This is a genomic window from Flammeovirga sp. OC4, assembly GCF_000812565.1.
Taxonomy (GTDB): domain Bacteria; phylum Bacteroidota; class Bacteroidia; order Cytophagales; family Flammeovirgaceae; genus Flammeovirga.
This window is the reverse complement of record NZ_JTAM01000021.1, coordinates 25,966-49,851: the sequence shown is the minus strand read 5'-3', so window position 1 is coordinate 49,851 and position 23,886 is coordinate 25,966. Positions and strand designations below refer to the sequence as shown.

The following is a 23,886-nucleotide window of genomic DNA, read 5'->3' as shown; positions in this document are numbered from 1 at the left end:
AAACTAGTTATGAGACAGCCTCATTTTTTTTAATATTCTATATTCTTAATTCATCGATTCGATTTCCTTAAGATCTTTCAATTTTTGAATATCTGAAAACTCGTATCTTACAGCGTTCTTATATGAACCACCATAAGCCGCTTTTAAGAAAGTCTCTGCATTTTTATAATCACCTACTTCCTTATAAACTAGAGCAATTGAAAAATTATATTTTGCTTTAGTTTGAGGTGTGATAGAAGGATTGTGGATTACCTTTTTCAACTTTTCAGTTGAAGATCCAACCTCTCCTAAATTTTTCTCACACATTGTCTTGATAAAGATCACATTAATGTTTCTCTCATTTTGTGGCAATGCATCTTGATATTCTTCTAAATGAATATACGCTGTAGCAAAATCCTCTGCTTGATAGTTTAGAGTAGCAAGCTCTAATAGTTTTGCAGAACGTTTCTTAATATCTTTTTCTGCCATCAAAGCTCTATCTTGTGCTGCAATCACCTTTGTTTTATCAGTGTGAATCGCCGCTAATTGCTTCTGTAAATCAAAAGCCTCGATGAAAGATGAATTAATACCTAAAGTCACATCAATCATTTTTTGAGACTTAGTGTAATCCATTACCTGGAAATAAGTTTGAGCTAAACTGAAATAATATTCCTCTCTAAAGATTGTAAACATCGCTTCAGCTTCACTTGTAGTGATTTTATCCATCCACTCTTTCGCTTCACTATATTTACCTTGATTAAATAATGCCCAAATGTATTGGTAGTAATATCTTTCATTGCCTGATAAAGGTTCGATTTCACCAATAATTTTAGCCATTAATTCTTCCGCCTTTTCTGGATGATCAATTTCATTCCAGTACATTGACTCATAGTAATCAAGATCAAAAGATTCTGCTAAATCTAATTTTCTTAAATCATCAATGTGTTTTTTAGAGAAACGATGTCTATTCGCTTGATCTAAAATATCTAATATCTTAAGCTTATAAAGGTATTTTTGCTCAATATTTTCGTCCTTTTGAAAAGCTAAATCATAATATTTAACTGCCGCAGATGGCTTTTTCTTCTGTGAATAAAGATCGCCTAACATTTCATATGCTCTGAAAAAACTAGGATCAGATTTTACACAAGCCTCTAATGTTTTAATAGCATCATTAAATTTAGTAATAGCAAGGAGCGTATTTGCCTTCTTGAAATAAACACTTCCATCTGTTGGATTCGCGTTTATCGCTTTGTCTAATTCTTCAAGAGCTTCACTGTAGCGACTGTTCGCTAATAGAAAGTCAGCTGTCTCAAGATGAGCTTTTGCAACATCCTCCTGAGCTTTTAATTCCGTGACCAAAAACAATGAACAGAATAAGGACAGTATAATATTTAAGTGTGATAGTTTCATAGATGCTATAAAAATGAATTACTTTCTCTTGTATTGTTATTAAAAAAAACTTTGAAACTAAAGTGCTTCTTCTAATTAAACTAAGAATTGTACCACTTTAGTATTTCGTAATAGAAAAATTAATAGGACTTTAAGAAATCAGTCAATTGACCATCAACACCATGAGAATGCAATATTTTCAGGTATGATTCTGCACTTTCCTTACTTACAAAGTTTCCAGCAAAAACTTGATAAGTAATATCGCCACTATATTGATCAATCATAATATAAACATCTTCGATTTCATATTCTTGAACAAGATGACAATGTTCTTGTGCTGATTCCAAATCTCCTACATCAGTAATGAGTACAGACCATCTGTTTTTCTCTATTCTTACGCCATTAGGATTATATAAGTACCTATACATTGGATCAAAAGAAATGTACTCTGCAAAATATGTAGTAGGTTCTGCATCTGCACCTTCTTTATTTTTGACATTGAAGAACCAATAAGCTTGTAAAACATTAAACTTTGTAGCTTCCTCATCGCCATCAACATATAAGTAATAAGAGTTACCTTGATCAGTTAATTGTTTTGGAATACCTCTTCTCATAGTATAAGCAGTCACTAAGTAATTACTTACTAACTCTCCTGGCTGTTGATCTTTTGGAGGCTTTGGTGCAACCCTTAGGAAGTCTAACTTACCATCGTTGTTATAATCACCAAAACTGTCTGTTCCTTGGAATAAGCTTGAAAAAGAAGTTTGTAGGATTCTTGTTGGATCTGTAATATCAAATACGTTGTAACAACGATATCTACAGTTATCTCCCAAACAATCTTCTCTAAACGAAATAAGCATTAAGTAGCTTCTTCCTAAATAATCGAATTCTTTTGCTTCTAAGACATTGGAGTAATTCTGACGAATAGATTTCTCCATTGAACAGAAAAAATTAAACTCTCTATCGCCTAATATGATACCCGTTGGGTTAGGATTAAAGATGTTATCGTATTGCGGTCCATTGACAAAATAAATTTTGAAAGGGATCGACGCATCTCCATATATTGTAAAAGTTGTATCCCCCACCTCAGATGAGCTTGTAGGAAACAACTCTTTTTTAACTTGTACAGGTTCCTGAGATAAACTCCCCGGAGTATATGAATGCCCTTCTGTTACTTCTTGTGCAATAGCTTTGCCTAAACAAAATGAAGAAATAATAGCGAAACAGAAAAAAAATGAATTTATCTTTCTAGTGCAACAAAACATATCCGACTTCTTAACAATATTCAAATTTGATAGTGATTACGATAAATAAACAATTGTAATCTGAAATTATTCTCCAAATTCAAATGAAAAACAAAAAAAATACAAGTTTTTCATTAAATACCTCTCAAATCAATTATGAAGATTTATGAAAGGACATTTTTTAATAAAATAACTTCGACAATTCTTTACTAACAAATCTTGTTCCGTTAATGCATTATTTTTTGCAGAACAAATGTACAAACCAAATTTCAAATGATGTTGAGTAAACTTTATTTGGTAAGAAAATGTAATATAAAAAAAATGTTTTCACTAAAACTGTCACTTTATGATTCAATATGTTAGCCCGAAATTATCAATTTACACTTGTCTTATTACTTAATTGAGTACTATTTTTGCATTAATGTACGTTGTACTTATTAAAAGGTAAATTACTAAAACAAAATTTCTTCAGTGTCAACTCTTTGTACAATTGTTTTTTTGATTACTATCGCTAAAAACTTTACACAACTTTTTTTAGCAAAATGTATATAGAAAAAGCCACAAGGGTTATTTTGGAACATTTTTGTCTTAGTAGTACTAAAAAGAAATTTTACTTATTTAGAAAAACTCATGATGAGAACCTTACTTATCTCAATAATATCAACCTTAATTTTTAACACACAATTATTCGCTCAAAACGAATTAGACCGTACACGAATAATATTTAAATCTGGAAAATATTCCAAATCAACTCATATTGATATAGAAATTCATGGTGTAGGCATTGCAGAGATGATGGCCAGTGGTTCAAAATCTTTTGATGGAGCAAGATGGATAAAATTTTCAAAATTATTCTCTTACCAACTTTCTGACGGTGATGGCACCAAAGAAGTCTATTTTAAATTCAAAGACATTGATGGCAACGAGTCAAAAGTATTAATGAAGAAAATTATCCTTGACTCCACGCCTCCCTCTGATATTTCCGTTAAGATTGATGTCCCAACCAAATATTTCACTGATCCGAACAGTTTAAAGGTAGGAGTAATCTTAGGACATAAGGGGGCGAAATATTTTCAAATTAGTAATACTTCTGCTTTTCATGGTAACAAATGGCGCCTCATTCAAGATGAATATATTGAATGGGATTTAGCACCTGGTGATGATGGAAAACGTAAGATCTATGCCAGATACAGAGATCAAGCGGGCAATATTACAAGTGTAGTAACTGATGAAATTATCGTGGATAGAACAGCTCCATTCGGTGGTAAAATCACGATTAATGACGGTGAAAAAATTTCCAACCGTCAAGACCATCAGGTCAACCTTTCTTTCTTCTGTAGACAAGCCGATTCTATGATCGTTGCTCAAAGTAGTAATTTTGAAGGTGGAGAGTGGATTCCTTACGTTACGAAAAAAACGTATAAGGTATCTGAAGGTGATGGAATAAAACAGGTTTTTGTGAAATATAAAGATGTTGCTGGGAATCAGACACAAACTTATTCTTCTAGCATTTCTTTTGACACTAATGCACCAAAAAATATTTCGCTTACTATTGACCAAGGAGCTGAGTTTACAAATAACATCAACAAACTTGTCTCACTTAACATAGATGGTGATGATGCCGCAATGATGATGATCAGTAACAAATCCTCTTTCCAAGGGGCACATTGGCAACAATTAAAGCCTTCAATTAATGAATGGAAATTAAACGGTGAAGCAGATGGAATGAAATACGTTTATGTTAAATTTAAGGATGAAGCAGGAAATATTTCAAGACCAATCAGAGCTAGTATAGAATTAAAAAGAGGGTTTTAAGTTGTTATAGAAATTAATCAACTTACTTTCAATACAGTACAAAAGGGATCATTTATTCGTAAATGATCCTTTTTTTTTGTGATAAAATTTTGAAAAAAGTAGATTCTTTCATTAATTCGCATTTATCCTATATAATTAGTAGATTAAATAAAAGTTAAAGAAAAGAATATGTCATCGCAAAGCATCATTCCACAAGCTTCAGCAATATCATTTGATCAGCGAGTTGATGAAATCGCAAAGCAGGTGGCTATCTATCATTCGCAAGGGAAAAGAATTTTTGCTAGTTCTTCATTTCAACCACAAAGTGTTGTCTTGTTGGATATCATCAGCAGAGTAGATAAAAATATACCAGTATACTTTTTAGATACTAATTATCATTTTCCTGAAACAATCGAATTTAGAGATCAATTAGCCAAAAAGCTTGGATTAAATATTATAGACTTGAAGTCGAAAATCCCTGTTGAAAAACAAGTGGATGAAAATGGTGAACCACTTCATGTTCATCATCATGACAGATGTTGTCATATCAACAAGGTTGAGCCTTTAGAAGATATCTTAAAAGAAAACGATGTTTGGATTAACGGTATCAGAAAAGGACAATCTGCTGTTCGCTCTCAAATGCAAAAGGAAGAACAAGCAAAACATGGTGTAACGAAATATCACCCGATCTTAGATTGGGATTCAAAAATGGTATTCCAATACATCAATGAAAGAAAGCTTCCTTTACATTCTCTTATTGCAAAAGGGTATTTTAGTGTAGGTTGTTTGCCATGTACGGCTAAAGCAGATCCTACAAAGCCTTTATGGTCAGATGACCGTTCGGGTAGATGGGCTGGTAAAACCAAAACAGAATGTGGTTTACATACTAGCTTATAAGAAACTAACTGGTAATACACAATGGAACAAATAAGTCTCAAGTTTAAGTACTTGGGACTTTTTTTTATACCTCAGCTTTTCGTTCGTTGAAAAAAGAACTCCATTCGTTGAAATGATTATCAATATTGCATCCTTGATATGACCTTTGGAGTATACAAAATCAAACGAAAACAATTTAAAAAGTTAGTGTCATGAAAAAATCTAAAGTTCTTATTCTATCATTAATCGCAGTAGCAACTCTTGCTGTATCATTTGTAAGCGTAGCTCAACAAGAAAAGAAAAAGAAAAGAGATGAAGCCCGTAAGGAAATCAAAGCATACATGAAAGCTCAAGTGCTTCCTGTAGTATTAGAAAACAGAAAAGAGTTTGATAATAAGTTATCTAATTCAGAAAAGAAAACATTAGTATCATTAAGAGAAAGACTAGACGCCCTTTCTAAGAAAAAAGAAAGTATGAAACGCCCTGAAGGAGAGCCTACAGAAGAGCAACAAAAAGAGCGTCAGGCAATGGAAAAGGAAATGCGCCATATTACTACTGCTGCTTGGGAAATTGTGGACAACCATGAGGCTGATTTAGAAGCAATCAAAGCATCTACAAAAACTCAGCAAGAACAATGGAAAAGCGATATAAAAGCCATTATGACAAAATACAAGCCTGAAAATAAAGGTGAAGGTAATGGTCATGAAAAAGGTAATGGCAGAAAAGGTAGAGGTAAAGGAAAAATGGGACGTCAAGGTATGATGGGACATTATCAACCAGTTATGTTTGTCTTAATGGACCCTTCGAAGTCAGTGGATGAACTTGCTGATGAAATGGAAAAAAGACAAATGAAGAGAATGGGACACAAAGGTGGTAAAAATAGAGGCGGTAACGGTCATAGAGGAGGCGGAAGAAACTAAACTTCAGCCTTGAAAAAAAGCCATTACAATTTCGATTGTAATGGCTTTTTTTATGTTCAGAAATGAAAATTAATATTCAATATCAGCAACAAGTATATCGGCTAAAATTGGCTTTACATTTTCACCTACAACTTTTACGTGTGCTGGGTGAACTTGATAAGCTTCCAAAGCTTCTTTTGAATCAAAAATAGAATAAAGAACTACATCAAATCCTTTTGAACGGTCTGAAAAATTCTCTTTTACTTGAATTTCTTTTAACTCATCAATTTTTCCACCTAATGCCTGTAGAGCATCGATTAACTCTTGTTTTTGAGTTGCTGTTGTCTCTTCTTTTAATTTGAAAAGTACTGTATGATTAATCATCTGTCTATATTTTATTGTTCAGCACAAAAATAGAAACCTTTCAATAAATTAAAAACCTGATTGGAATGAATAATAAGCTTCACTCCAATCAGGTTTTTCAATTCTATTTATTCTTAGCTCTATTGAGCACTCACGTCATGCTCTAATTTACCTGGTAAAATTAATTCATCACTATCTTCATTTTCGAATGACAAATTGTAAGATGCTTTTGCCACTACAAGTCCCGAAGACAAGGGGGTTCCTTCTACTCTATAAACCACAACCAAAGGTGTATGAGCATTTTCTTCCGAAATAGAATACTCCCATTCCTCATCAGAAACAAAATTCAATTCAGTAAAATTATCTGCTGTAATAGACACATTGGCGTTGCTATAAAGCTCATTCAATGCCCCTAAATGTTCTGATAGCTTATTGTATTCATTGAGTTTCATCTCTCTTTTCTGCTGAAGAGCGACTACCTCATCTAATGACCCCAATCGTTCTTTTGTCTCTGCAACCACATCATCAAACTTTCCTTTCTTTCGGTAAAAATCATCTTGAGAATGTTTTACAATAATCTTGTCATATAAGTAATCTTGTAAAGCAATATAAAAGACATCGATTCTATCTCCTGTATCTCCTGACTGTCTATGTTGATTGTAGATATACTCAAAAGCAAATAAAGTTCTTAAAAGTGACCTCCCTTCTTCAAACAATCTTGTATTAGCTACTTCCAGCTCCTCGATGGCTTCTGTAACTCCTCCGACTGATCCATTTTGATTTTTTGCATCATCCAATACGCTCAATACCTTATCGATATTTTCCTGCATCAAATTAATGTCTCTGATATAACCATCTCTTGTTGATAGTAGTCGAACTACTGCAGACTGAACTGCCCCACTCTTTCCTGAAGCATCATCTACCGCAATCTGTCCTGCAATCACTTCAGTGTGTTCATAAATATCTGACATTCCTGCAAGTTCATCTTGTAAATTATGAAGACTGTTTTCTAAATCTCCAGTATCTTCACCCAAAGAACTCCATATTTTTTTTATATCAGCATCTACTTGTCTCACACTTTGGTCTGCACGCTCCACTGCATCTTCAACTTGTTTAATATTCATATTAGGCAAACGTAGTGTAATAGCGACTGCACTTCCTTCCACTGCATCGCCATTAAGCTCCCAAATTGCTTTTTCTTTTATAAACTCATCGATTGTAACAAGCTGAGGATCGATTTCTTCATCATCACTAAAAATAAAGAAGAAGATGGAGGTTAATAGTAAAACTCCTCCGAAAACAGCTCCAATAATAATCAATAATTTTGATGATGATGCGTTTGTATTATCTTCCATACGCTATAGCTAATTTAATATTTGGTATTGCTTTTTTATTTTCTCAACAATAACACCTGAAAACAACTCTTTGTTATTACAAAATTGCAGATATTATTGTTCATTCTCATTAATAATTTTGGCCTCCGTCAAAAAAAGACTATCACATTGAGGGAGAATTGATTTTATATGATATATAATATTCGTTTTACGTCCTATTTTTATAACGATTATTTGAATCTGAAATTTTAAAAATCTAAAAAAAAATAATTGTGGTGAAATCTTGGTGTGTTTTGAATCACAATTTCATAAATTGTTACTCCACAAAAAATATAAAAAACATATGAGCCAACAACGCATCTTATGGGCAGATGATGAAATTGATTTACTAAAGCCTCACATATTATTTTTAACAAAAAAAGGTTATGAAGTTACTCCAGTTTTAAGTGGTTTGGATGCCATTGAAAAATGTGAAGAAGAGGAATTTGATATTATCTTTTTGGATGAAAATATGCCGGGTATGACAGGATTGGAAGCTTTGGAGCAAATCAAAAGAATCAAGCCGAATATTCCTGTTGTGATGATTACAAAAAGTGAGGAAGAATATATCATGGAAGATGCTATTGGGGCCAAAATAGCAGATTACCTGATTAAACCCATTAACCCTAAACAGATTCTTCTGTCAATCAAGAAGATATTAGATACAAAAAAACTAGTTTCTGAAAAAACCAACTCTGCTTATCAACAAGATTTCCAAAGTATCATGATGTCATTTATGAATGATATGGAATGGGAAGATTGGGTAGAAACCTATAAGAAACTTGTGTATTGGGATATTGAAATCACTCAGACTGAAAACAGAAGTATGAGTGAGGTATTTGAAATGCAAAAAAATGAAGCCAACCATAATTTCTGTCGATTTATAAAAGATAATTACATTGATTGGATGGAGGACCCTGAAAACCGTCCTATTCTTTCGCATGAGTTACTTTCTGAAAAAGTTTTGCCTTATGTTAGAGAAAACGATGAAAGTGTCTTTTTCATTCTGATTGATAACCTAAGATATGACCAATGGAAGGTAATTGAGCCATTAGTATCCGACCTTTTCAATGTTAAAGAAGAGGTCTATTGCCCCATCTTACCGACCACTACTGCTTATGCAAGAAATGCCATTTTTTCAGGTTTAATGCCTTCTGAAATTGAAGCTACCTACCCTGAATGGTGGGTAAATGACAATGATGAAGACAGTAAAAATAATTATGAAGAAGAGTTATTAGGTGAGCAATTACTCCGTCATGGTATCCAAGAAAAATACAGTTATCACAAAGTAATTCGTGCTTCTCAAGGCAAGCAAGTCAATGACCAAATCAATAGTTTATTGCATAAAAAATTCAATGCTGTGGTCTATAACTTTGTTGACATGCTGTCTCACGCAAGGACCGATACCAATATGGTGAGAGAACTTGCACCTGACGAAGCGGCCTACCGTTCTATTACAAAATCTTGGTTTGAACACTCTACATTATATGAAATGCTAAAAATGTTGGCTGATAAAAACTGTAAAGTATACATCACAACAGACCATGGTACGGTAAGAACTAAAAAGCCTTATAAAATTATTGGGGACAGAGAAACAAATACCAACTTAAGGTACAAACAAGGTAAAAACCTTTCTTACAATAAGAAAAATGTACTTGTAGCTCGTCATCCTGAAGACTTTGGCTTACCAAAAACAGAGGTGTCTACATCGTATGTTTTTGCAACTGAAGATTACTTCTTTGCATATCCTAATAATTATAATTATTACGTGAGTTACTATAAAGACACTTTCCAGCATGGTGGAATTTCTATTGATGAAATGATCATTCCGTTTATTGAGCTGAGTAAAAAATAGTTCTTCCTTTAGGTAAGAGGTAAAAAGGAAGAGGGATGAGAGTGGTTCGTATTGTGGTTCATAATGGATATATCACTACGCCCCTTCCCTCTTCATTCTTACCTCTCACTTCTCTCCTCCTCTCTTAACCTTTCCTAATGAACCGCATTAATGACCTAAACCATTGTTAATTATGCTTCATAATGCCGAATTTTGTAAATTCGATGTTCGAGGTATAAAAATATATGGAATTTACAGCAATAGATTTTGAAACAGCACATGGTGCAAGGTGGAGTATTTGTCAAGTAGGAATTGTCAAGGTGAAAAACGGTGAAATCATTGACCGTTATGAAACTTTGGTTCGTCCTCCTGATAACCGATACCATAGTTTCAATACGACTATTCATGGTATTACCGCTGAAATGACTAAAAATGCACCCAGCTTTTTTCAAGTTTGGGATGAAATAAAACCTTTCATTGAAGGGCAACTGATCGTCGCACATAATGCTGGGTTTGACGTTGGAGCATTAGAACAAACTTTAGAATTGTACGACCTCGATGTTCCTGAATTCCAATACGATTGTACTTATAGAATCACTGGTGCTGCATTAGATGATGTTTGCTACACTTACGGTTGGGCACTTAATCATCATAATGCTTTGGCAGATGCGGAAGCTTGTGCAAAATTGTATATTGAATGTATTTCAGAAAAAGAGTTACCTATTTTTGAGAAAAATCCATTCAAAAAGAAAAAAACAAACCCTCCTTACCGTACACAACTTTCTGGAGATATTTTAAAACCCGATTTTGAAAATGCAGATCCTGATAGCCCTTTTTATAGACAAAAGGTCGTAATTACTGGTATTTTTAATACTTGGGAAAGATTAGAACTTGCTACCATTATCAAAGGTTTAGGAGCAAAAATTAATTCTAATATTTCAGGTCTTACAAATATTGTTCTGGTAGGTACAGATCCAGGGCCTACTAAATTACAGAAGGTAAATGCTCTTAATGCTGGTGGAAAAAATATTGAAATACTCAAAGAAGAAGAGTTAAAAGAGATCCTCGCTGTTTTGAATCATAATTAACCTATTCCTAATGGGAAACCTATTATACAACACCATTCGTTTTTTTGTAAAGTACGTCTATTTGAAACTGGTATTTTATAAAGTTGAAAAAACGGGTTGGGAGAAAATCCCTAAAGATGTACCTATTTTATTTGCTGTTACTCATCCACTGATGTATATCGATGCATTGGTTTTAGGATGTAGTTATCATAAACCGCTCTATTTTATTACCAAATCCACTGTTTTTAAGGGGAAATTCAACAAATGGCTCTTTCAAAAACTGAACATGATTCCCGTAGTACGAAAACAGGATGTACCGAAAGGGCAACCCTTTTCGAATAAAGACATGTTCAAACATTGTATAGACACACTTACCAAGGGAGGTGACATTCTTATTTTCTCCGAGGGAACAAGTATTTGGGAGAGAAAATTAAGAGGTTTGAAGTCTGGCACTGCAAGAATCGCTTTGGAGACAGAAGTGGCTAATCAATTTCAATCCAATGTACATATCGTTCCTGTAGCGTTGAATTATACACATATTGGGAGTGTGTTTCCTAGTGTAAGTATTGAGATTGGAAATCCAATACAAGTCCGTGATTACAAAGAGGATTACGAGAAAAACAGTGGTAAAACGGCTCAAGAAATTACTAAAAAGATTGAAGAGGAAATCTTAAAAAGCTATTTCACTCTTCCTAATTTGGAAGCAGAAGCACCGTTGGTTCAAGCGGTTACCATGTATACAGAAACCACTCCTTTCAAACGAAAGCAATCATTGAGGGATTATTTCCATTACCTCAACAAAGGATTAGATTTTTTAGAGAAACTATCAGAAAAGCAATTAAATACTATAAAAGCAAAGATTGAAAATTATGATGGCCTTTTAAAGAAAAATAAAATAAAAGATGAGTCATTTTGGAATACAGGAAAGAGCTTTAAAAGTGTGTTTTCTTTGATTTTTAGATCGATGATTACGTTGCTTATTTTACCATTCCATTGGGTGAATTGGATCTTGAATAAGATACCCTATAAATTATCCAAAAGTATTGCCTTGAAAACATCTGATGAAATGGAAGTCTGGGGTGCAAATTTGATTGCTTTATGTGGTATTATTTTCCCTATTTTCTACTTTACTTATCTGATGATTGCCTATTTCCTCACTGGAGGATTTGTATGGTATACTTTCCTAGTGGTTCTCATTTTTCCATTTTTCACGTATGCTTCGTATTTTTTCAATAGTTATATCCACTTTCTGTTATCCGATTGGCGAGTATTTCTGTTATCCAAACGAAACAAAACAGCTTATCAATCCATCAAGAAAGAAAGAAAAGAGATTATCGAAGCAATTGATCTAATCATCAATCAACATGGCAAAGAAGCATAAATTAGGTATTGTATTTTCAGGTGGTGGCGCCAAAGGATTGGCCCACATCGGAGTTTTATTCTATCTGAAAGAACTAGGAATTGTTCCTGATGCTGTAGCTGGAACAAGTGCAGGTTCGATAATAGGAAGTATGTATGCGTATGGCATTCCGCTCACCCAAATTCAAGAGTTTTTCTTAACGACAGATTTGTTTGACTGGGAAAGAAGATCTTTCTTTAAATCCAATGTACTTTTTAGAGGAATTGTTGACCCTAAAACACTCAAAAAGGATCTGCTTAAAGTATTTCCGGATGACGATTTCAGGCATTGTGATAAAGAGCTTTCTATTGTAGCCACCAATATGCTTTCTGCTGAAGAAAAGGTATTTACATCAGGCTCTATTACGGATGCCATCTTAGCCTCTATTGCCTATCCATTTGTTTTCTCTCCCATGGAAATTGACGATCAATTGTATAGTGATGGAGGTATACTCAATCACTTTCCAGTGGATGTTTTGCGGGAGCAATGTGAAAAGGTCATTGGCGTATACGTATCTCCAATCCGTCAATACGAGAAAGGGGAGTTAAACAATATTCAAAAGATCACATTGAGAGCATTGTCATTGAAAGGTGATAAAGCAGAACTCAAAAAACTGGAGGATTGTGACGTTCATATCTTCCCTCAAGACCTCATCCATTACAATACTTTTGATACTGACCCCGAAAAATTAATCGAGATTGTAGAAGTGGGTTATGACGAAGCCGCAAAATATCACGATCAGTTGATACAATTAAGAAGAGATTTAAGGGAAATTTAAGATCAGAATGGTAGTTTGAGAGGTATTTCAATAAAAAAGTAAATGAATGTAAGTATATTGGGTTTACTAAAGTTTAACTGTGTTAATAAGCTTATCAAGTAACGGTGATGTGGAGTAGAATCAAGAAAATTATTCATCATAAATTATCAACTAAAGAGATATTAAAAAATACTTCCTTACAACTAGAGCAAGAGTCTGAGCACTTGTATCATTTACAAATGTCGCTGAAATCTCAAGTCATAACTTTGAAAGGAAAATCGGATCATCTTCAAAAACATATCAAGAAAAACCAGTTTGATATCAAAGCTGCAATCAGCAATGAACAACGTTCTAAGGCGTTGGAATTGAATAATTACGGTAATACTTTGAAAAAAGAAAGAGATCATTACGTCAAGTCTATCAAAGAATTAGAACTGAAGTTACTTGATACGTCCAGTAAAATTTCCGTGATTCAGATTCAAAAAGAAAAGATCTCCACACAACTGATATTTCTAAAAACCAATCAAGAAAATGACAGTTTTAATGTAGAAGATTTTCTTTACGATGTATTCAATACAACTGAAGAAAGTACAATTCCTGAAGACGAACTTTTGTCTATGGAAATAGATCTAGCATTGGAGCAAAATACAGATAGTGAGGAATCTGAAGAAAAAATACAACAGTTTTTTGAAGAAATTCATCCCAATACAAACTCCCACTCTACTACAGAAGAATCAAAAGAAAACATAATCAATTCTTTTTTTACGAGAACAAAACCTCAAACCGCTCAAGAGAAAAAAATTGACGATTTTTTTAATAAAAAATAGCTCCAAGATCTAATATTCAGTTTCTTCTAAATATATTTAAGCTTATAAACAACTTCAGGCATATTCTGACGTTTTATAAACAAACTTTTATTATTACTATTACAGCTTAATTATGAGTATTTCTCTCAAAAAAGGGAACCGCTTCAACCTAACAAAAAACGAAAAAGGCCTGGATAAAATTATGGTAGGCTTGGGTTGGGATATGGTACCTGGCAATAACCTAGATTTAGATGCTTCTGTTTTCATGATCAATGCAAACGGTAAATTACCCGCCGACGAATACTTTGTTTTCTTCAATAATTTAAAATCGCCAGACAATAGTGTTGAACATACTGGAGACAACAGAACCGGTAAAGGAGATGGAGATGATGAGATGATATTAGCTCATCTTTCAAAAATTTCAAAAGACGTAGAGGAAATGGTTTTTGTGGCTTCTATCCATAATGCTGAGGTCTTAAGACATCACTTTGGAATGCTTCAAAATGCTTATATCCGTATTGTTGACATTGATACACAAAGAGAGATTATCCGTTTTAATTTGAATGAAAACTACACTGGTATCACTGACATGGAATTTGGTCGACTTAAAAAAACAAATGGTGAGTGGAATTTTATCGCCTCTGGTGATGGTTCTAAAAAGGGTCTACAAGGTTATGTAGATATTTATGCTTAAATTATCTTTTGGTACTTTTTAAGTACTCCTCTTTAAGTCATTTTAAACAAAAAGGCGAAGTTAGTTTATCACTAAATATGGGTAATTACTACTCATTCTGATCACTTAGTATTAATTTCGCCTTTGTTCTTGATATTTTAGAACAAAAGCATACAATCAAGCTATTCATAAACAAAGTAATCTATTATTCGATGGGTACATCTCTCAAGAAAAAAACTGGAATTTCATTATCAAAAGGAAGTAAAATATCTCTCCTTAAAAAAGATGGCAACACACTCGATTATATCAGAGTGGGTGCGAATTGGGGGGCGATTCATGGTAAATTACTTTTTGGACTTCTCAATAATAAAGTGAACGTAGATCTTGACGCTAGTATTAGTGCTTTCGATAAAGAAATGAACGAAATCTATACAGTTTACTATAACGAATTAATTTCACCTGATGGTGCCGTAACGCACACTGGTGATGATCTTGAAGGAGATGCTGGAGAAAATGATGGGCTAGACAATGAAACAATTCAGATACATCTCAACGAGGTAGCACAAGAGGTAGATCAGATCTTTTTATACCTCAACTCATACAAGAAACAAGACTTTGCAACAATTCCTTTCTCTGAAATCAGAATATACACGAGAAATGACTTGATTGCAACCTTCAACCTTTCTTCCAATTCTGAATTTGCTGGCTATGTCTCTATGATTATGGGACGCCTTTATAAAATAGAAGGAAACTGGAAGTTTGAAGCACTCGGTGAACCTATCCGTTCAAGAGACATTGAAGGAACTATAAAATATTTACAGGTAAAATATTCTTAATTTTATCTGTCTTTTCTATGAAAAAGTAGGAAATGAAATGGATTAAACTTTCTCATAGAAAAATAGCCACTAAGACGAGTTTAAGAAAGAGGACTATGTAATACATAAAGAATAACACTATTCTTTACTCTTTCTTATTCCTATTGATCTTAGTAAATTGATGATAATTACAAAATATTGAGGGTAATCGGTCCACTACTTATTACCTTCTTTTTATTAAAAATAATATTGAACACTAATCAACCTGAATTCGACGGACTCAGGTTATTACCCTAGTGTTTATCCAAATAAACTTTTGACTATTACATTACACTATGGAACAAATCAACTATCATAACAAGCGATTTAAGGCACTTTCTAACTCTGAAAACGGAGAAGTAGACAGCGAAACATTTTTTCATTACAGACAAGGTGGAGATGTAATTTGGGCCACTTATTATGGCACTAACATCCGAATGGGAACCATCACTGGGCTTGTAAAAGAAGACAGTTCTTTGGAATTTACCTATCAACATGTGAATACAAATGACGAGATCATGACAGGAAAATGCACGTCAGTTCCTGAAAGACAGTCAGATGGGAGTTTGATCTTAAAAGAGACCTGGGAATGGACTTGTAAAGACTTCTCTAAGGGTACTTCTGAGATCATTGAATTGGTAGAAAAAGAAAATCTTGTTCGTCTATTCTAATTGAATTTACAGTATCAATAAACTTTATTGAATTATAGTTTTTTTCGATTGGATTTTAATTCACTTTTTAGAGTTTATTGTGTTAATTGCGAAAGAAAAAAATGATCTACCTCATCAAAATGGGGGTAAATCGCTTTTTTTTGAAAACGAAAAATATTATTCTTAACAATAAAATCTTACAAAAAATGGCATTCGAATTACCTCAGTTACCGTATGCATACGATGCATTAGAGCCACACTTTGACGCTCGTACAATGGAAATTCACCACTCTAAGCACCACGCTGCTTATACTTCAAAATTAAACGCAGCGATCGAAGGTACTGCTGACGCTGACAAGTCTATCGAAGACTTACTTTCAGCTGACGAGTTATCAGGTGCTGTAAGAAACAACGGTGGCGGATTCTACAACCACAACTTATTCTGGACAATCTTATCACCAAACGGTGGTGGTGCTCCTACAGGCGATTTAGCGGCTGCTATTGATGCTGCATTTGGTTCTTTCGATGCTTTCAAAGAAGCTTTTGCTAACGCTGCTGCTACACGTTTCGGTTCAGGTTGGGCTTGGTTATGTGTAGATAACGGTACTGTTTCAGTTTGCTCAACTGCAAACCAAGACAACCCATTAATGAAAGGTGAGTGCGGAGGAACTCCAATCTTAGGTCTTGACGTTTGGGAGCACGCTTACTACCTAAACTACCAAAACCGTCGTCCTGATTACATCTCTGCATTCTGGAACGTTGTAAACTGGGAAGAAGTTGCAAAAAGATTTGAAGCTGCTAAGTAATTAGCACACTATAGGTACTTGATATTATAAAGTACTTATCAAATAGATAAAAGAAGCCATCTTGGAATACTCCGAGATGGCTTTTTCATTATAAGATAGTCACACACAAGTTGTACAGTTACAGGATTTTTAAAAACATCTACCTGTTAAAAAAATTTGTTAGGAAAAAGCGTCACACACTGTTTATTTGAAGTCTTATAACCTATTCTAATTGCCTTAATTGTTATTGAATCTGTTTCGTCTATTTCAATTGGCGTTGTATATACTTTCCACTCTTTATCCGCTCTTTTATACCCGATTGAGGCTCCTTTGGTGGGGCAGGATAAATGAAGTTTTCCTTTTTTCACCTTATAGACTACCTCATCGGTCTTTGGCTGTTCTTGATTAGGCCACATCTCCTCTATCATTGTTGACTCCACTGCTTTACATCTATCATTAATATTTCGCTGCCACTTATTCATTACCCCTCTCATGATTTTTTCTACTTCTTTCACCTCTGCTTTGCCAATCAGGTTATGCAATTCATCAGGGTCATTTTCTAAATCATACAATGCTTCCAATTCCTTTACAGGAGCGAACCACTTCATCTGATCACCTGAAAGTTTCTTTTGCTCCTTCAATTCTAATAAGACTTGCATGGTAGGTACATTTTTTCTGTACTCTATATCTTGATAGCTTGATGGCAATTCATATAAATACTTTACATAAAGGTATTTTCCATCGGTCACACTTCTTCTTGCCGAAGTATGTTCATCCATTCTATCTCTTGCGGCAAAAGAGTATTTTCTTTTTTGGGATTGAATACTTGACCCCTGTAAATGTTTAGGTATTTTCACTCCTGCTATTTCCAACACTGTTGGAGCTAAATCAATAAAATTCACCACTTGATCGCTATATCCTTTCTCTGCACTTTGAGGGTATTTTATCATAAAGGGAACATGTAATCCTGAAGAAATAACCTCACGTTTCTGCCTTGGCATTGGTCCTCCATGATCAGAAAAGAAGAATATATAGGTATTATCATACAGTCCATCTTCTTTTAACTGTTGGATAATCTCCCCCACTCTTTTATCCAATAACTCAAGATTACTATATACTCTTGCGATGTCTTTTCTTACTTCAGGAGTGTCAGGATAATAATCAGGAACACTTACTTTATGAGGTGAAACGGTAAGAGGAAGATGATTGTGTTTCCACAATTTCGACTCATGTGTTTCATTAAAATTAAAAACTGCGAAAAAAGGCTGTTCTTCTTTTCTGTTTCTCCAATGTGCTTTTGTATCATTTTGATCCCATGCTGTAAATGGTGAGGCAAACTGATAATCCGTTTTGGCATTATTCGTACAATAATAGCCTTCTCTTCTTAAGTATTCTGGAAAACACTTTACATTTGAAGGAATCACCGCACTGTATTCAATCACATTATTTCCTTCCCGATCTGTTACATTTTTATTTTTATTGTAAACACCTCGACTTTCTCCCATAATGTCTCTTCCTGTACGCATATGATTTGTTCCTAAAAAAGTAGGATACATACCTGTAATAATTGCAGAACGGCTTGGCGCACAAACTCCTGCTGTAGAGAAAGCATTATTGAATACTTTACTGTCTTCTGAAAGCGAATTAATTGCTGGTGTCTGAGCAGTAGAATCACCATAGCAAGCCAATAATGGACTCATATCCTCGAATGTGATCCAAACGATATTCGGTCTTTGATCTTGTGCTATTGATGACAATGCTAATAAGAGTAATAGCATTAAAGTTCCACTTCTTTTCATACCAAATAATAATTCTATTGTTGGGAATGTTATCTCGTTGTTGATGTTACAAATATCAGAGATGTAATTTTTAATGAGGGTGAAAAATTGTTCAATGATGTTTGCATTTGTTTTTTTTGCACACTTGAATAACAATCAACACTGATAATCAGACATTTGCAATTATTTAATGTTTTTATTGTGAACTATTTACCGACCTACTAGAATCATTATTCAACTTTAATCACAATGGTACAAACTACTTTTGCATAGGTACTTTTTACTCGAAGTACCTAAGTTCTAAGTCAAGACTATAATCACATCTATTTTTGAATTAGCACTTTCAATATTTTTTTAATAAGAAATGAATTGATCACGATTCATTGTATATAGTTGAAAACCATCAGATGAAAAGATTACTTATTTTTTTCCCATTTATGATTGGACTTCTTTCTTTAGGGAGTTGCTCCAAGATGAATAGCTCTCAAGAAGAGACACAACAACCTAACATTATTTTTATAATGAGTGATGATCACGCTACCAACGCCATCAGTGCATATGGTGGTAGATTAGCGCAACAATTTCCTGATCTTACGCCTAATATTGACCGTATAGCCAACGAGGGAATGATCATGCAAAATACATTCTGTACGAATGCAATTTGCGGTCCTTCAAGAGCGGCAATTTTAACAGGAAAATTCAGTCATGTCAATGGGTTCTTTAAGAATGAAAGCGGTGGGGATTTTGATGGTTCTCAACAAACATTTCCTAAGTTATTACAAAAAGCAGGTTATCAAACAGCAGTGATTGGTAAATGGCATTTAGGTACTGTTCCAACAGGATTCGACTACTCTAAAGTGATGATCAATCATGGTGGACAAGGTACTTATTTTAATACAGTGTTCTTAGAAAATGGTCAAGATACAGTGACTGAAAATCGTTTCCATTCATCAAGACAGGTTTGGGAAGATGCGAAAAAGTGGTTAACGAAAGGTCGCGATCAGAAGAAACCTTTTATGTTGATGTATCAGTTCAAGGCTCCTCACCGTCCTTGGGATCCTGACCCTCAATTCCAACATACATTTGACAACGTTGAAATTGTTGAGCCAGAAACTTTCAATGATACTTATGAAGGAAAGGTTGCGGCAGGTAATACTTGGCAAACGATCGAAAGAAACTTAAATAGAAAGGATTTAAAAGTACATCCTGAAAATATTGAGGCAATGTCTAAGCAAGAAATCAATGCTTGGTACAAATACGGAAATACCAATGAAGAACCTTGGTCGCCAAATGACACCTTAAAAGGTCAGGACTTGAAGAAATGGAAATACCAAAAGTACATGAAAGAGTATTTGGGTTGTGTGAAAGGTGTGGACCACTACATCGGTGAACTTTTAAATTATTTAGATGAATCTGGATTAGCTGAAAATACAATCGTAATTTATACTTCTGACCAAGGTTTCTATTTAGGTGAACACGGTTGGTTTGATAAGAGAATGATGTATGAGGAGTCTTTCAAAATGCCTTTCTTGATCCGTTATCCAAATCATATTCAACCGAAAACGGTCTCTAATAAGTTAGCCATGAACGTGGATTTCGCCCCTACATTACTTGATTTTGCAGGTGTTGAAATTCCAGAAGATATTCAAGGAAAGTCATTCCGCAATATTGTAGAAGGTAAAGAGGAAGACAAGTGGAGAGATGCAGTGTATTATCACTACTACGAATTCCCTTGGTGGCACCACGTTTTACCTCATTATGGTATCCGTACTGAAAAGTACAAACTGATCCACTTCTACTACAACCCTGAGGTAGCGAAGAATGAATGGAGGGAAAATGATTGGGAACTTTTCGACCTAGAAAACGACCCTAACGAGTTGAATAACCTTTATGGTAAAGCAGGTTATGAGGAAATCACTGCTGAACTAAAAGAACGTTTATTAGCGGCTCAAAGTGAGTATCAAGAAGATTCTCAAGAAGACATGATGAAGAAAACTGACGTCCGCATCGGACGCGTTTATGAACATAATAAATACACAAAGTAATAGTAAGAGTACATTTGTAACAATCTTGTAAGTAAAAAGGCAACCTCTGATGGGGGTTGCCTTTTTGATTTTGAGGTGGTGCCTGAACCACAAGGCATTGTGGCTCTACAAGGGTACTCTAATCACAATATTTCTCCTTTAGTTCTTTCACTTCTGAATCATACATTTTAGAATATCCCAATTCTTCAGCTCTGTTTAAATCCAAGCAAGATTGTATAAGATTATTCAACTTAATATTCACTAGAGCTCTATTTTTATAAGCAAATGAATTTGAAGGTAACAGCCTTAGGGACTGTTCAATGTCTTTTAATGCTTTCTCATTTAGATCCAATTTATAAAAGGAATAACCTCTATTGTTATAAGCAAAAGCCTTTACTGAAGTTTCTGCTGAACTATCAATTATCTTATTGAAATCAGCTACTGCTTCATTAAATTTACCCGCATTTAAATAAGTATACCCTCTATCTTGATAAGCATAAGATTGTACAGAATCGATATGTATTGCTTTATTATAACATTTCAGAGCCTCATCAAAATCACCTAACCGGCTTAGGGATGTTGCATACATTACGTTGAGATGATAATCTTTTGGAACAATAGTAAGTACTCGTTCACATTCCTCTTTTGCTTTTTGGAAATCTCCTGATTTCCAAAATAAGCCAACACTCACTCTTAAAAAATCTGGGTTATCAGGATAATGGTCAAGGGCTTTATTTACATCTTGTAATATTTGAGTATTATCAAATCTCCCTGAAGTCGCTTTTATTATAGCTCTATAGCCATAAGCGTAGAAATATTGAGGGTTTATTTCTATTGCTTTATTGATTGCTTCATAACTTTCTCTCAAATGACCTAAATGAAATAATGATCTCGCTTGCATGGTCCATAAAGAATAATTTTCAGGGTCCAACTCTAAAAGATCGTTAGTTCGTTTCACTACTGAAGCATAATCGTTAGCGTTAAAGAGTACAATAGTATCTTGTATGTATTCTTCAGGATTTTCTATATTTTTTGAACATGAAAGTAGTATACTAATAAAAAAGATGAAGAGAGTTTGTTTTAATATTGATTTCATTGTTTAATTAATGGTAATTGTAAGTTTGAAATTAAGGTATACTTTCGATAACGCCATACATTCCTGTATTAAAGTACTTTTTAACTGAACAAAAGCTTAAGTTATTCTTTCTGCTGAAAATAAAATCTCTTGACATACAAAATACAATTACAAATAAAAGGTGAATTCATGTTACTTTCAAAAGGCAAAAGCTATCTTGAGAATTAATACATATCAACACTCCTTGTGGCTCCTTTTACAATTTTGAATTGAATAATTTCTGGTAATTTTTTCAGAAAAATATAATTCTTTCCTGATGTTAGTATCGTTTCAACATTACAAAAACCTTGTTTCTGAAAAGTCTCTACTGTAAAATTTTTGTTAGATGATTGATCAGTATAAGTAAGTCTGTATCATCTTCAAAAGTACGGCAATGTGTTTCTGTTCTCTCTTCAAAAGATCCTAACATGATGTACTTATCTTGATTAATTAAAAGCATATTTAAATTTGATTCATTTTGTAGAAAATCAATTCGGAGCTATGAGGATATTTAGCTACAATAATATATTTCAAAAAATCAGTTTTAAAGTACTCAAGAACTTTTAAGATTCAAAAATAAAGAAGTATTTGACAGCTCTGATCATCCGATAAAAAAACACCTTCCCTAACCGAAATTAGAAAAGGTGTTTATCATAATTAAAGTACCTCCACTGCCTTTATAGAATCCAACTTCGCTTGAAGTTGTTCTACTATTTCAGGATATTCTTTTGCTAGGTTTGTGAGTTCTTGAGGATCTTTGTCTAGGTTGAACAACTGTGGTTCATGTGACATACCTCCTTCAATATTTTTGGTTTTATCCATAAAATTCGGGATTCTTTTACCTTTTGGAATGGGCTGAATGTATTTCCAATTGTGATTTCTTATGGCTAATGTAAAGCCTTCTTCCACCATATAATCACGGCCATCTTGTGAGGCACCAATTAATGCTGGAAGCATACTTTTGGAATCTTTTGCGATGCCTTCCGGTAGTTTTTTACCCAATAGATCTGCGAAAGATGCATAGAAATCGATGTGGGAGAAAGTGGCGTTGTTCACTTGGCCTGCTTTGATTTTTTTAGGCCAGTAAGCAATCATTGGAACTCTTGTGCCTCCTTCGAAAGAAGAATATTTTCCGCCACTGTAAGGGCCGTTGGGTTTGTGATCTCCTAGTAATTCGATGGCGTGATCATCGTAACCATCTGTAAGAACGGCTCCGTTATCTGATGTGAAGATGACTAACGTGTTTTCTTCTAAACCTAACTCCTTAAGCGTTTTCATTACTAAACCTGTCGTGTAATCCATTTGTAGAATTACATCACCGCGAACGCCCATTTCTGACTTTCCTTTAAACTGATCTGAAGGAAGACGTGGTACGTGAATATCATGAAATGCGAAGTAAAGGAAGAATGGATTGTCTTTGTTTTTTCGGATAAAATCGGATGCTTTTCCAGCTAACTTTTCAGGGAAATCCTCATCGGTCCACAATGCTTTTTCACCGCCTTTCATATAACCGATTCTTGAAATACCATTGATGATGGTATTGCCGTGTTGTTTGTCTGCTCCTTGACGTAATAGTTCAGGGTGATCGTTTCCTGTAGGACGATCTGAAATATTCTTTTTGTAGCTAACGGTGATCGGATCATTTGGATCAAGGTTGACTACATTATGATTTTCTAAATAAACTGAAGGCACTCTGTCGCCTGTGGAAGGTAAAAGGAAAGAGTAATCAAATCCGATTTCCAATGGTCCTGGCTTTACGGCTTTGTTCCAGTCTACATTTCCATTGCCTAAGCCTAAATGCCACTTCCCTACTACGGCTGTTTTGTACCCTTCTTCCTTCAACATATCAGGAAGGGTTTTCTTATTGGTATCAATCAACAAAGGTGCGTCACCAGGTAAGATTTGTGCTTTCTTTCTAAAGGCATATTCACCCGTCAGCATAGAATAACGAGACGGCGTACAAGTAGCATGTGGGGAGTGAACGTCTGTAAATAAGACACCACCGTTGGCCAGTTTATCAATTACAGGAGTTTGAGCTCCTTTCAATCCATTGACTCCTATATCACCGTACCCTAAATCGTCTACATAAAAAATAATAATATTAGGTTTGTCTGTCTTCTCCGATAATTTTGATTCATTAGAGTTAGACTTTTGACATCCCATCATCCCTAAGAATGTCAAACCAAGTAGTAACTTTTTCATTTCTTTTCTTCTTTAAATCGTTTTAC

At 34.3% G+C, this 23,886-nt stretch carries 21 protein-coding genes; 13 read left to right on the top strand and 8 right to left on the bottom strand.

All coding sequences use genetic code 11. From position 1 onward, the window contains the following. Positions 1-45 precede the first annotated feature (45 nt). Positions 46-1,389, bottom strand: coding sequence for a lipopolysaccharide assembly protein LapB (locus tag PL77_RS14220; RefSeq protein WP_082026537.1), 1,344 nt, complete (start codon positions 1,387-1,389; stop codon positions 46-48). 119 nt (positions 1,390-1,508) lie between these two features. Continuing rightward, on the bottom strand, positions 1,509-2,657 hold the full coding sequence (locus tag PL77_RS14215; protein WP_172665860.1) for a hypothetical protein: 1,149 nt from the start codon (positions 2,655-2,657) through the stop codon (positions 1,509-1,511). Between the two features lie 585 nt (positions 2,658-3,242). Here PL77_RS14215 and PL77_RS14210 point away from each other — a divergent pair. The 3 genes from PL77_RS14210 (at position 3,243) to PL77_RS14200 (ending at position 6,202) form a co-directional block, all read left to right on the top strand. After that, positions 3,243-4,427, top strand: a complete 1,185-nt coding sequence (locus PL77_RS14210; protein ID WP_156152372.1) for a hypothetical protein — start codon at positions 3,243-3,245, stop codon at positions 4,425-4,427. Between the two features lie 168 nt (positions 4,428-4,595). Next, positions 4,596-5,303 (top strand): phosphoadenylyl-sulfate reductase, encoded by a 708-nt coding sequence (locus tag PL77_RS14205; protein ID WP_044206490.1) that lies wholly within the window; start codon positions 4,596-4,598, stop codon positions 5,301-5,303. Positions 5,304-5,494: 191 nt separating this feature from the next. Next, a complete protein-coding gene (locus tag PL77_RS14200; RefSeq protein ID WP_044206488.1) occupies positions 5,495-6,202 on the top strand; it encodes a hypothetical protein in 708 nt (235 codons plus the stop codon). Between the two features lie 69 nt (positions 6,203-6,271). On the opposite strand, the gene PL77_RS14195 is transcribed toward PL77_RS14200, so the two are convergent. Then, positions 6,272-6,565, bottom strand: a complete 294-nt coding sequence (locus PL77_RS14195) for a Dabb family protein (protein WP_044206486.1) — start codon at positions 6,563-6,565, stop codon at positions 6,272-6,274. 119 nt (positions 6,566-6,684) lie between these two features. Continuing rightward, positions 6,685-7,899 carry a hypothetical protein gene (locus PL77_RS14190; RefSeq protein WP_044206484.1) on the bottom strand — a complete coding sequence of 405 codons (1,215 nt, stop codon included), beginning with the start codon at positions 7,897-7,899 and terminating at the stop codon, positions 6,685-6,687. Between the two features lie 322 nt (positions 7,900-8,221). On the opposite strand from PL77_RS14190, the gene PL77_RS14185 reads away from it, so the two are divergent. From PL77_RS14185 to PL77_RS14145, 9 genes are all read left to right on the top strand, one after another. Further along, complete coding sequence (locus PL77_RS14185; RefSeq protein ID WP_044206483.1) at positions 8,222-9,772, top strand: bifunctional response regulator/alkaline phosphatase family protein; 1,551 nt, start codon at positions 8,222-8,224, stop codon at positions 9,770-9,772. A 224-nt stretch (positions 9,773-9,996) separates the two neighbouring features. After that, positions 9,997-10,839, top strand: coding sequence for an exonuclease domain-containing protein (locus tag PL77_RS31330; RefSeq protein ID WP_063769020.1), 843 nt, complete (start codon positions 9,997-9,999; stop codon positions 10,837-10,839). A 10-nt stretch (positions 10,840-10,849) separates the two neighbouring features. Further along, positions 10,850-12,199, top strand: coding sequence for a 1-acyl-sn-glycerol-3-phosphate acyltransferase (locus PL77_RS14175; RefSeq protein WP_044206481.1), 1,350 nt, complete (start codon positions 10,850-10,852; stop codon positions 12,197-12,199). Further along, positions 12,183-12,995, top strand: a complete 813-nt coding sequence (locus PL77_RS14170; protein ID WP_044206478.1) for a patatin-like phospholipase family protein — start codon at positions 12,183-12,185, stop codon at positions 12,993-12,995. The genes PL77_RS14175 and PL77_RS14170 overlap by 17 nt, the downstream gene beginning before the upstream one ends. Positions 12,996-13,102: 107 nt before the next feature. Beyond that, positions 13,103-13,801, top strand: a complete 699-nt coding sequence (locus PL77_RS14165; RefSeq protein WP_044206475.1) for a hypothetical protein — start codon at positions 13,103-13,105, stop codon at positions 13,799-13,801. Positions 13,802-13,913: 112 nt separating this feature from the next. Further along, positions 13,914-14,474 (top strand): TerD family protein, encoded by a 561-nt coding sequence (locus PL77_RS14160; protein ID WP_044206472.1) that lies wholly within the window; start codon positions 13,914-13,916, stop codon positions 14,472-14,474. 191 nt (positions 14,475-14,665) lie between these two features. Then, positions 14,666-15,289 (top strand): TerD family protein, encoded by a 624-nt coding sequence (locus PL77_RS14155; protein ID WP_044206469.1) that lies wholly within the window; start codon positions 14,666-14,668, stop codon positions 15,287-15,289. A gap of 314 nt (positions 15,290-15,603) precedes the next feature. Further along, positions 15,604-15,978 (top strand): hypothetical protein, encoded by a 375-nt coding sequence (locus tag PL77_RS14150; protein WP_044206466.1) that lies wholly within the window; start codon positions 15,604-15,606, stop codon positions 15,976-15,978. A gap of 185 nt (positions 15,979-16,163) precedes the next feature. Continuing rightward, positions 16,164-16,763, top strand: a complete 600-nt coding sequence (locus PL77_RS14145) for a superoxide dismutase (protein WP_044206502.1) — start codon at positions 16,164-16,166, stop codon at positions 16,761-16,763. A gap of 146 nt (positions 16,764-16,909) precedes the next feature. Here PL77_RS14145 and PL77_RS14140 read toward each other — a convergent pair whose 3' ends face one another. Then, positions 16,910-18,541, bottom strand: a complete 1,632-nt coding sequence (locus tag PL77_RS14140; protein WP_044206500.1) for a sulfatase — start codon at positions 18,539-18,541, stop codon at positions 16,910-16,912. Between the two features lie 386 nt (positions 18,542-18,927). On the opposite strand from PL77_RS14140, the gene PL77_RS14135 reads away from it, so the two are divergent. Continuing rightward, positions 18,928-20,565 (top strand): sulfatase, encoded by a 1,638-nt coding sequence (locus tag PL77_RS14135; protein WP_044206463.1) that lies wholly within the window; start codon positions 18,928-18,930, stop codon positions 20,563-20,565. A 118-nt stretch (positions 20,566-20,683) separates the two neighbouring features. Here the strand turns inward: PL77_RS14135 and PL77_RS14130 are convergent, their stop codons facing one another. The 3 genes from PL77_RS14130 to PL77_RS14125 form a co-directional block, all read right to left on the bottom strand. Then, positions 20,684-21,640, bottom strand: a complete 957-nt coding sequence (locus PL77_RS14130; protein WP_044206460.1) for a tetratricopeptide repeat protein — start codon at positions 21,638-21,640, stop codon at positions 20,684-20,686. A 343-nt stretch (positions 21,641-21,983) separates the two neighbouring features. Beyond that, positions 21,984-22,118: a hypothetical protein gene (locus tag PL77_RS32480; protein ID WP_256380339.1), complete on the bottom strand. Its 135-nt coding sequence runs from the start codon at positions 22,116-22,118 to the stop codon at positions 21,984-21,986. A 197-nt stretch (positions 22,119-22,315) separates the two neighbouring features. Next, positions 22,316-23,860: an arylsulfatase gene (locus tag PL77_RS14125; RefSeq protein WP_044206457.1), complete on the bottom strand. Its 1,545-nt coding sequence runs from the start codon at positions 23,858-23,860 to the stop codon at positions 22,316-22,318. Positions 23,861-23,886 lie beyond the last annotated feature (26 nt).

Coding starts and splice junctions, on each gene's coding strand:
- PL77_RS14220 (WP_082026537.1), bottom strand. CDS start 1,389: ATGAAACTATCACACTTAAATATTATACTGTCCTTATTCTGTTCATTG.
- PL77_RS14210 (WP_156152372.1), top strand. CDS start 3,243: ATGATGAGAACCTTACTTATCTCAATAATATCAACCTTAATTTTTAAC.
- PL77_RS14205 (WP_044206490.1), top strand. CDS start 4,596: ATGTCATCGCAAAGCATCATTCCACAAGCTTCAGCAATATCATTTGAT.
- PL77_RS14200 (WP_044206488.1), top strand. CDS start 5,495: ATGAAAAAATCTAAAGTTCTTATTCTATCATTAATCGCAGTAGCAACT.
- PL77_RS14195 (WP_044206486.1), bottom strand. CDS start 6,565: ATGATTAATCATACAGTACTTTTCAAATTAAAAGAAGAGACAACAGCA.
- PL77_RS14190 (WP_044206484.1), bottom strand. CDS start 7,899: ATGGAAGATAATACAAACGCATCATCATCAAAATTATTGATTATTATT.
- PL77_RS14185 (WP_044206483.1), top strand. CDS start 8,222: ATGAGCCAACAACGCATCTTATGGGCAGATGATGAAATTGATTTACTA.
- PL77_RS31330 (WP_063769020.1), top strand. CDS start 9,997: ATGGAATTTACAGCAATAGATTTTGAAACAGCACATGGTGCAAGGTGG.
- PL77_RS14175 (WP_044206481.1), top strand. CDS start 10,850: ATGGGAAACCTATTATACAACACCATTCGTTTTTTTGTAAAGTACGTC.
- PL77_RS14170 (WP_044206478.1), top strand. CDS start 12,183: ATGGCAAAGAAGCATAAATTAGGTATTGTATTTTCAGGTGGTGGCGCC.
- PL77_RS14165 (WP_044206475.1), top strand. CDS start 13,103: ATGTGGAGTAGAATCAAGAAAATTATTCATCATAAATTATCAACTAAA.
- PL77_RS14160 (WP_044206472.1), top strand. CDS start 13,914: ATGAGTATTTCTCTCAAAAAAGGGAACCGCTTCAACCTAACAAAAAAC.
- PL77_RS14155 (WP_044206469.1), top strand. CDS start 14,666: ATGGGTACATCTCTCAAGAAAAAAACTGGAATTTCATTATCAAAAGGA.
- PL77_RS14150 (WP_044206466.1), top strand. CDS start 15,604: ATGGAACAAATCAACTATCATAACAAGCGATTTAAGGCACTTTCTAAC.
- PL77_RS14145 (WP_044206502.1), top strand. CDS start 16,164: ATGGCATTCGAATTACCTCAGTTACCGTATGCATACGATGCATTAGAG.
- PL77_RS14140 (WP_044206500.1), bottom strand. CDS start 18,541: ATGAAAAGAAGTGGAACTTTAATGCTATTACTCTTATTAGCATTGTCA.
- PL77_RS14135 (WP_044206463.1), top strand. CDS start 18,928: ATGAAAAGATTACTTATTTTTTTCCCATTTATGATTGGACTTCTTTCT.
- PL77_RS14130 (WP_044206460.1), bottom strand. CDS start 21,640: ATGAAATCAATATTAAAACAAACTCTCTTCATCTTTTTTATTAGTATA.
- PL77_RS32480 (WP_256380339.1), bottom strand. CDS start 22,118: ATGCTTTTAATTAATCAAGATAAGTACATCATGTTAGGATCTTTTGAA.
- PL77_RS14125 (WP_044206457.1), bottom strand. CDS start 23,860: ATGAAAAAGTTACTACTTGGTTTGACATTCTTAGGGATGATGGGATGT.